Annotated in this window: 9 protein-coding genes and 2 tRNA genes; 3 read left to right on the top strand and 8 right to left on the bottom strand. The window is 52.6% G+C overall.

What is annotated here, in order from left to right; genetic code table 11:
* Nucleotides 1–111 precede the first annotated feature (111 nt).
* The 3 genes from RTK32_RS16050 to secG form a co-directional block, all read right to left on the bottom strand.
* Nucleotides 112–188, bottom strand: a tRNA-Met gene (locus RTK32_RS16050).
* Between the two features lie 59 nt (nucleotides 189–247).
* Nucleotides 248–334 (bottom strand) — tRNA-Leu (locus RTK32_RS16055).
* Nucleotides 335–380: 46 nt separating this feature from the next.
* Nucleotides 381–710, bottom strand: coding sequence for a preprotein translocase subunit SecG (gene secG / locus RTK32_RS16060; protein ID WP_312045710.1), 330 nt, complete (start codon nucleotides 708–710; stop codon nucleotides 381–383).
* Between the two features lie 90 nt (nucleotides 711–800).
* On the opposite strand from secG, the gene RTK32_RS16065 reads away from it, so the two are divergent.
* Nucleotides 801–986 (top strand): hypothetical protein, encoded by a 186-nt coding sequence (locus RTK32_RS16065; protein WP_312045712.1) that lies wholly within the window; start codon nucleotides 801–803, stop codon nucleotides 984–986.
* Here the strand turns inward: RTK32_RS16065 and glmM are convergent.
* The 4 genes from glmM to rlmE form a co-directional block, all read right to left on the bottom strand.
* Complete coding sequence (gene glmM / locus RTK32_RS16070; protein WP_312045714.1) at nucleotides 973–2,307, bottom strand: phosphoglucosamine mutase; 1,335 nt, start codon at nucleotides 2,305–2,307, stop codon at nucleotides 973–975. The two genes, RTK32_RS16065 and glmM, sit on opposite strands and share 14 nt — an antisense overlap.
* A gap of 1 nt (nucleotide 2,308) precedes the next feature.
* Nucleotides 2,309–3,145, bottom strand: a complete 837-nt coding sequence (gene folP / locus RTK32_RS16075; RefSeq protein WP_312045716.1) for a dihydropteroate synthase — start codon at nucleotides 3,143–3,145, stop codon at nucleotides 2,309–2,311.
* An 84-nt stretch (nucleotides 3,146–3,229) separates the two neighbouring features.
* Entirely contained in the window at nucleotides 3,230–5,137 is a 1,908-nt protein-coding gene (ftsH, locus tag RTK32_RS16080) for an ATP-dependent zinc metalloprotease FtsH (protein ID WP_312045718.1), read from the bottom strand.
* Between the two features lie 55 nt (nucleotides 5,138–5,192).
* Nucleotides 5,193–5,822, bottom strand: coding sequence for a 23S rRNA (uridine(2552)-2'-O)-methyltransferase RlmE (gene rlmE / locus RTK32_RS16085; RefSeq protein ID WP_312045720.1), 630 nt, complete (start codon nucleotides 5,820–5,822; stop codon nucleotides 5,193–5,195).
* A 127-nt stretch (nucleotides 5,823–5,949) separates the two neighbouring features.
* Between rlmE and yhbY the strand changes: the two genes are divergently transcribed.
* Nucleotides 5,950–6,243, top strand: coding sequence for a ribosome assembly RNA-binding protein YhbY (gene yhbY, locus RTK32_RS16090; RefSeq protein ID WP_125287107.1), 294 nt, complete (start codon nucleotides 5,950–5,952; stop codon nucleotides 6,241–6,243).
* Nucleotides 6,244–6,349: 106 nt separating this feature from the next.
* Here yhbY and greA read toward each other — a convergent pair whose 3' ends face one another.
* A complete protein-coding gene (greA, locus tag RTK32_RS16095; RefSeq protein ID WP_312045722.1) occupies nucleotides 6,350–6,826 on the bottom strand; it encodes a transcription elongation factor GreA in 477 nt (158 codons plus the stop codon).
* 247 nt (nucleotides 6,827–7,073) lie between these two features.
* On the opposite strand from greA, the gene dacB reads away from it, so the two are divergent.
* The coding region (dacB, locus tag RTK32_RS16100; protein WP_312045724.1) for a D-alanyl-D-alanine carboxypeptidase/D-alanyl-D-alanine-endopeptidase at nucleotides 7,074–7,546 on the top strand (473 nt) is incomplete at its 3' end.

A 7,546-nucleotide genomic window follows, 5' to 3' on the forward strand; every position in this document is an offset into this window, starting at 1 on the left:
CGACCTTCGGGTTATGAGCCCGACGAGCTACCAGGCTGCTCCATCCCGCGTCCGATGCTGGCGCTTCCATCACGACAGACTTTTTTTACTGCTGACATTTTCCGAAGAAAATGGTTGCGGGAGCCGGATTTGAACCGACGACCTTCGGGTTATGAGCCCGACGAGCTACCAGGCTGCTCCACCCCGCGTCCGAAAACGTGGCAAATACTACGCCGATCTTGCATAAAATGCAAGCAAAACTGAGATTTGGTACCGAGGACGGGACTTGAACCCGTAAGCCCATGCGGGCACTACCACCTCAAGGTAGCGTGTCTACCAATTCCACCACCACGGCACTAAAGTTGCGACTTTTTCTTTTCTGTCGCGTCGAAATTTACTGCTTACTGTGGGATATCGCTGCCCGGCGTGGCCGGTTTAGCTGGCTGACTCTGCTGCTGCGCAGGCTGAGACAGATTTTCCCACTCACTTCCTTTCTGCGTTTTGTTGCTATTGAGGTTACCCAGAATCAGACTGATTACAAAGAACAAAGTCGCCAGCACTGCGGTCATACGGGTCATAAAGTTACCAGAACAGTTAGAGCCGAACAGCGTTGCTGAAGAACCTGCGCCGAACGATGCGCCCATATCAGCGCCTTTACCTTGCTGCAGCATAATCAAACCTACAAGGCCGATCGCTACAATAAGGAAAACTACCAAAAGAGCTTCGTACATAATCAACCTGTTTCCTTGCGCTTTATCCGCGCATTTTAAGCTTCAAAACCAGTGAGCAGATAGCGTTGTCGCTACCCATCAGAAGCGGGTGTGAATACTAACCAAACCGGCCAGATTGCGCAAGGGCAATTTAGTGCGGTAACGTTAATTGCAGAAAAAAGCGGCAAAAACGGCTTTTGCGATGAAAAAATCGTCAATTATCACGCAGCTACGCGCTTTTTTGCCGGGCAAATTATTTCACCCGGCAAGGTCGATTACGACGTCAGACAGCCTTAACCGCATCGGCAATACGGTGCGCCAGCGCCGTGACCTGCGCTTCGTCTTCGCCTTCTACCATCACACGAATTAACGGTTCAGTACCTGACTTACGCAGCAGGACACGCCCCCGCCCTTTCAGCTCTTTTTCCGCTTCTGCCGTGACCGTTTTCACTTTTTCGTCTTGCAGCGGATCGGTTGTACCACTAAAGCGCACATTCACCAGGATCTGCGGCAGCAGCTTCATACCGCTGCACAGGTCGTGCAGGCTCATATGATTACGGACCATAGCAGTGAGTACCTGCAAACCTGCCACAATGCCGTCGCCGGTCGTGGTCTTGTCCAACAGGATCACATGACCGGAGTTTTCAGCGCCCAGACGCCAGCCTTTCTCCTGCAATTTTTCCAGCACGTAGCGGTCGCCCACTTTAGCGCGAACGAAAGGGATACCCAGCTGTTTAAGCGCCAGTTCCAGCCCCATATTACTCATTAGCGTGCCTACCACGCCGCCGCGCAGCTGGCCCTGACGTAAGCCTTCACGAGCCACGATGTAGAGGATCTGATCGCCATCGACTTTTTCGCCCAGGTGATCAACCATCATGATACGGTCGCCGTCGCCATCATAAGCCAGCCCGATATCGGCTTTTTCTGCCAGTACGCAAGCCTGCAGCTGACGAAGATCTGTTGCACCGCATTCCTTATTGATATTCATCCCGTCCGGTTTTACGCCCAGCGTAATGACTTCCGCGCCCAGTTCGCGCAGCACGTTCGGCGCAATGTGGTAGGTAGCGCCGTTAGCGCAGTCCACGACGATTTTCAGGCCGTTCAGGCTTAGCTCGCTGGGGAAGGTGCCTTTGCAGAACTCAATATAGCGTCCTGCAGCGTCCACAATGCGGCTGGCCCGTCCAAGCTCGGCGGACCCCACACAGGTGACAGGCTTTTCCATTTCGGCTTCAATGGCTTCTTCAACTTCATCCGGCAGCTTGGTGCCGTCGATTGAGAAGAATTTAATGCCGTTATCGTCAAAAGGATTATGCGAGGCAGAGATGACAATGCCTGCCTCAGCCCGAAAGGTGCGGGTCAGGTAAGCGATGGCCGGCGTGGGCATGGGGCCAGTAAAGGCGGCTGACAGACCCGCTGCTGCCAGACCGGCTTCCAGCGCTGATTCCAGCATATAGCCAGAAATACGGGTGTCTTTACCGATAATAATTTTTTTTGAGCCGTTACGCGCCAGGACTTTACCTGCTGCCCAGCCCAGTTTCAGCACGAAGTCTGGCGTAATCGGTGTTTCACCGACCTTGCCACGAATGCCATCTGTACCAAAATATTTACGGTTGCTCATGCTACTTTTCCTTCGCTGAAAGTGTCGCCTCGACGACACGCATCGCCTCAACGGTTTCTTTAACATCGTGAACGCGCAAAATGTGCGCTCCCTGCATAGCGGCGATAACGGCGCAGGCCAGGCTGCCCGTCAGACGCTGCGTTGGCCCTACGTTCAACAGCTGCCCGATCATGCTTTTGCGTGACATGCCGACCAGTAACGGCAATCCCAAACGATGAAAATCGCCCAGGTGCGCTAACAGTTGATAATTGTGAGAGAGATTTTTACCGAAACCGAATCCCGGGTCGAGCAGCAGCTGTGTTTTTTTAATGCCTGCGGCCTCGCAGCGAGCGATTTGCTCGACGAAAAAGGCTTCTACATCCTGCAGCAGATGACGGTAGTGCGGCGATTGCTGCATCGTTTTGGGATCGCCCTGCATGTGCATCAGACAGACCGGCAAGCCTGTCTCTACTGCGGCTTCCAGGGCACCAGGCTTCTGCAGGGAGCGAACGTCATTGATAATATGCGCGCCAGCTTTTGCCGCTTCCCGAATGACTTCCGGACTGGACGTATCAACGGAAATCCATACCTCAAAACGCTGGGCGATAGCTTCCACAACCGGAATTACCCGTTCCAGCTCCTGCTCCACGCTGACGTCATCCGCACCCGGGCGGGTAGATTCGCCACCGACATCAATAATGGTCGCCCCTGCGTTAATCATGCCGTTCGCGTGCGTCAACGCCTGTATCAGGTCGTTATGTTTGCCGCCATCCGAAAAAGAGTCCGGCGTCACGTTCAGGATGCCCATAACGTGAGGATGAGTCAGGTCGAGCACGGAATCTCCGGCGTAAAGCTTCATGGCGGCGGTTCTCCTTCGGGTTGGTAAGATAATCATAAAAAAAAACCCCGGTCATCGCCGGGGTTTGTTGTTGCTCGGTCACGCTTACATGGTATTACCAGGGTTCGGCGTACGCGGTTCATCAACCGGACGTGGCGCCTTAGGCGTACCGTTGTCTGAGCTGTTGCTGCCTGGATCTTCCCAACCGGCTGGCGGACGCACTTCGCGGCGAGCCATCAGATCGTCGATCTGCGGAGCATCAATGGTTTCATACTTCATCAGCGCGTCTTTCATCGAGTGAAGAATGTCCATGTTCTCATTCAGAATACGGCGGGCACGTTGGTAATTCCCTTCGATCAGCGCTTTGACTTCCTGATCGATAATACGTGCCGTTTCATCGGACATATGCTTCGCTTTTGCGACAGAACGTCCCAGGAACACTTCACCTTCTTCTTCCGCATAAAGCAGAGGACCCAGCTTCTCAGAGAAGCCCCATTGCGTAACCATGTTACGTGCAATGGAGGTAGCTACTTTAATATCGTTAGACGCACCGGTAGAAACGTGTTCCACACCGTAAATAATCTCTTCCGCCAGGCGGCCGCCGTAAAGCGTAGAGATCTGGCTTTCCAGCTTCTGACGGCTGGCGCTGATCGCATCCCCTTCCGGCAGGAAGAAGGTCACGCCCAGTGCACGACCACGCGGAATAATCGTCACTTTGTGCACCGGATCGTGTTCCGGCACCAGGCGACCAATAATGGCATGGCCCGCTTCGTGATAGGCCGTGGACTCTTTCTGCGCTTCCGTCATCACCATGGAGCGACGTTCCGCACCCATCATGATTTTGTCTTTCGCTTTCTCGAACTCCACCATTGAAACTACACGCTTATTACCGCGAGCGGCAAACAGAGCAGCTTCGTTGACCAGGTTTGCCAGATCGGCACCGGAGAAGCCTGGCGTACCACGAGCAATCACCAGCGCATCAATATCGGTAGCCAACGGCACGCGACGCATGTGCACTTTCAGGATTTGCTCACGACCACGCACGTCTGGCAGACCGACGACAACCTGACGGTCGAAACGGCCCGGACGCAGCAGCGCAGGGTCAAGTACGTCAGGACGGTTAGTCGCGGCGATGACGATAATGCCTTCATTGCCTTCAAAGCCATCCATCTCAACCAGCATCTGGTTCAGCGTTTGCTCACGTTCATCATGACCACCGCCCAGACCCGCGCCACGCTGACGGCCTACCGCATCAATTTCATCGATAAAGATGATGCAGGGTGCCGCTTTCTTGGCTTGTTCAAACATATCGCGCACGCGGGATGCACCCACGCCGACAAACATTTCAACGAAGTCAGAACCGGAGATAGTAAAGAAAGGCACTTTGGCTTCGCCCGCAATAGCTTTCGCCAGCAGGGTTTTACCGGTACCCGGAGGACCGACCATCAGCACGCCTTTTGGAATTTTACCGCCCAACTTCTGGAAACGGCTCGGCTCACGCAGGTATTCCACCAGCTCGCCGACTTCCTCTTTCGCTTCGTCACAGCCTGCTACGTCTGAGAACGTCGTCTTGATCTGGTCTTCCGTCAACATGCGGGCTTTGCTTTTGCCGAAGGACATCGCGCCCTTACCGCCGCCGCCCTGCATTTGACGCATAAAGAAGATCCAAACGCCGATCAATAGCAGCATTGGGAACCACGAAATGAAGATAGAAGCCAGCAGGCTCGGCTCTTCAGGCGGTTCGCCAACCACTTTTACATTTTTGGTCAACAGGTTATCGAGCAACTTAGGATCGTTGACGGGGATGTAGGTTGTGTATTTGTTGCTGTCTTTTTTGACAACGTTGATTTCACGCCCGTTAATACGTGCCTCGCGGACCTGATCCTGGTTCACTTCCGACAGGAAGGTTGAATAATCAACCCTACGGCCATTTGACTCGCTGGGCCCAAAGCTCTGGAAGACCGACATCAGCACGACTGCGATGACTAGCCAGAGAATCAGGTTTTTCGCCATGTCACTCAAGGGATTAACCTCTTATTACAACTGTGTTAACAGACAGCGTAGGGTACTATAGTTTGCGCCCTGTCGCTACAATGTACACTTCACGCGAACGAGAGCGTGAAGCGTCCGGCTTACGAATTTTTACTTTCGTAAACAGGGAGCGAATTTCCCGGAGGTATTCTTCAAAGCCATCTCCCTGAAACACTTTCACTAGAAAACTGCCACCGGGTGCCAGAACGTCCCGGCACATCTCCAGTGCAAGCTCAACCAAATACATTGACCTTGGAATATCTACCGCAGGCGTTCCCGTCATATTGGGAGCCATGTCGGACATGACTACCTGCACTTTGGCATCGCCGACGCGATCCATGAGTGCTTTCAGCACCAGTTCATCACGAAAATCGCCCTGAAGGAAATCGACGCCAACGATAGGATCCATTGGCAGGATATCACAAGCAATAACGTGACCTTTCGCGCCAATTTGCGTGACCACATACTGTGACCATCCGCCTGGTGCCGCACCGAGATCGACAACCGTCATCCCCGGCTTAAACAGCTTGTCACCCTGCTGTATTTCATCAAGTTTAAACCAGGCACGCGAACGCAGCCCTTTTTTCTGCGCTTGCAGCACATATTTATCGCTAAAGTGTTCCTGTAGCCAGCGGCTGGAACTGGCCGAACGCTTTTTACCAGTCATACAATTTCCAACTATGATTCAACGTATGCGATAAATAAACCGCACAAATCAGCATGCCGATTTGGTGATATACCCGAGATGGCGGTAGAATGACCCGTTTTCAATCCCAATGTAAGTAAAAAATACGATGAATCTGAGTACCAAACAAAAACAGCACCTGAAAGGACTGGCCCATCCGCTGAAGCCTGTCGTGATGTTAGGCAACAACGGTCTGACCGAAGGGGTGCTGGCCGAAATCGAACAGGCACTGGAGCACCATGAGCTCATCAAGGTAAAAATCGCGACGGAAGACCGTGAGACAAAAACCCTGGTGGTAGAAGCTATCGTGCGCGAAACCAAAGCCGCAAACGTGCAGGTTATCGGCAAGACGCTGGTGCTGTACCGTCCGACGAAGGAACGTAAAATCGCCCTTCCCCGCTAAAAGCTAGCCGTAGAAGAAAGTGACACGCTCGTGATGTCAGGAAAAGGCCGCAAAGCGGCCTTTTTCTTTTCTTTACACTATGTCTGAAAAATAGCTTAAGAGTAAATCAGATATACTCGATTTTCAGAATTTCATACTCAACGTCGCCACCCGGCGTTTTGATGATGGCAACATCATCCACTTGTTTGCCAATTAAACCGCGCGCCATCGGCGAATTAACAGAAATCAGGTTTTGTTTAAAGTCCGCTTCGTCATCGCCCACGATACGATAGGTTGACTCTTCGTCCGTGTCTACGTTCAACACGGTAACAGTAGCGCCGAAAATCACGCGACCGTTCGCATTCATTTTAGTGACGTCGATCACCTGCGCGTTAGACAGCTTGGCTTCGATTTCCTGAATACGTCCTTCACAGAAGCCCTGCTCTTCGCGTGCGGCGTGGTACTCTGCGTTTTCTTTCAGGTCGCCATGCTCGCGCGCGTCCGCAATAGAGGCAATAATTCTGGGGCGTTTAACGGTTTTCAGCTCTTCAAGCTCTTCGCGCAGTCTCTCGGCGCCCCTTAACGTCATCGGAATCTGATTCATCTCAATACCTCGTCAACTGATCCTGTACAAAATTTTTGTCATCCTGACAGGTAAGCGCAGAAAAAGCGTTCTGCGGCGCTTGCCACTGATTTACAAACGAAAGAAACCTGACCCGGAGGGAACCCAGGGCCTGGTGGTTTTGCATTTTGATACGTATTTTACCCCAGAGTTCCCTATGGGTCATCGTTTACTTTCCACCATGATGCACCGTAGTATGGCAACATCACCTGCCAGTAAACGCGAGATTATGCGATTTTCACGAATTGTTACCGGCTTAGCTTGCGCATTTATGCTGAATGCCAACGCGGCCACGGTCGAAGACTATATGCAGTATCTGCCCGATGGCGCAAATCTGGCGCTGATGGTGCAAAAAGTCGGTGCGCCTGCGCCCTCTATTGATTACCACAGCAAGCAGATGGCGCTGCCAGCCAGTACGATGAAAGTCATTACTGCTCTGGCGGCTTTGCTACAGCTTGGCCCAGATTACCGTTTTCATACCCAGCTGGAAAGTAAAGGTTCCGTCAGCAATGGTACGCTAAAAGGTGACCTTGTGGCGCGATTTGGCGGCGATCCGACGCTAACACGCCAGGATCTGCGAAATATGGTTACGGCACTGAAGAAGCAAGGCGTCGATCATATCCAGGGTAATCTGGTTATCGATACGTCAGTGTTTGCCAGCCACGATAAGGCACCTGGCTGGCCGTGGAATGATATGACGCA

The organism is Erwinia sp. (assembly GCF_031978025.1).
In the GTDB taxonomy this organism is placed as follows: Bacteria; Pseudomonadota; Gammaproteobacteria; order Enterobacterales; family Enterobacteriaceae; genus Erwinia.